Annotated in this window: 1 protein-coding gene; it reads right to left on the reverse strand. The window is 65.1% G+C overall.

What is annotated here, in order from left to right; translation table 11 throughout:
• Positions 1 to 1,041 (reverse strand): IS256 family transposase (locus ABD283_RS14290; protein WP_344225599.1); only part of this gene is annotated, 1,041 nt, incomplete at both ends.

Consider the following 1,041-nt stretch of genomic DNA (forward strand, 5'->3'; position numbering starts at 1 on the left):
GGCGAAGGTGATCGCGAACGCGTTCAGCGCGGGCTTCCACCTCATCATCCAGCGTGCCCTCCCGCCGCCGGTGGGGTCAAGCGAGCGTGTCACCAGGTACAAGCACTTCAACGCCGCTTGCTCGTTCGGGAAGTGTCCGCGGGCTCGGACGGCCCGCCGGTATCTCGCGTTGATCGACTCGATCGCGTTGGTCGTGCAGATCACTTGACGGATCTCGACGTCGTATTCGAGGAACGGCACGAACTCCGCCCAGGAGTTGCGCCAGAGCTGCACGATCGCTGGATACCGCTCACCCCACTCGGCGGCGAACTCCTCGAACCTGTCCTTCGCCGCCTGCTCGGACGGGGCCGTGTAAACGGGCTTGAGCGAACGGACGATCGCATCCCGGTGCTGCCGGCCGGCATAACGGAACGAGTTGCGGATCAGGTGCACGATGCACTGCTGCACGACCGCCTGCTCCCAGGTGGTGTTGATCGCTTCCGGCAACCCCTTGAGGCCGTCGCACACCGCGATCAGCACGTCCTCGACCCCGCGGTTCTTCAGCTCGCTGAACACCTGCAGCCAGAACCTCGCCCCTTCCGCGCCGTCGCCGGCCCAGATACCCAGGATGTCGCGTTCCCCGTTCGTCGTGACGCCCATGACGACGTAGAACGGGGTGTTGCGGACCTGCCCGTCACGAACCTTCACCACGATCGCGTCGACGAAGATCACCGGATAGATCGCATCCAGCGGGCGGGAAGCCCACTCCGCGAGTTCCCCGGTGACCTTCTCGGTAATCTGGCTGATCGTGTCCTTGGAGACCTTCGCCCCATAGACCTCGTCGAAGTGAGCGGCGATCTCCCCGGTCGTCAGCCCGCGCGCGGTCAGCGACAGCACGATCTGATCGATCCCGTCCAGCCGGCGCTTGCGCTTGGGCACGATCACCGGCTCGAACGACCCGTCACGATCCCGAGGAACCTCGATCTCCACCGGCCCGATCTCGGTGAGCACCGTCTTTGTCCGGGTCCCATTGCGCATGTTCACCCCCATTGGGGTCTCGCC

This window comes from Kocuria atrinae (assembly GCF_039531425.1).
In the GTDB taxonomy this organism is placed as follows: Bacteria; Actinomycetota; Actinomycetes; order Actinomycetales; family Micrococcaceae; genus Kocuria; species Kocuria atrinae.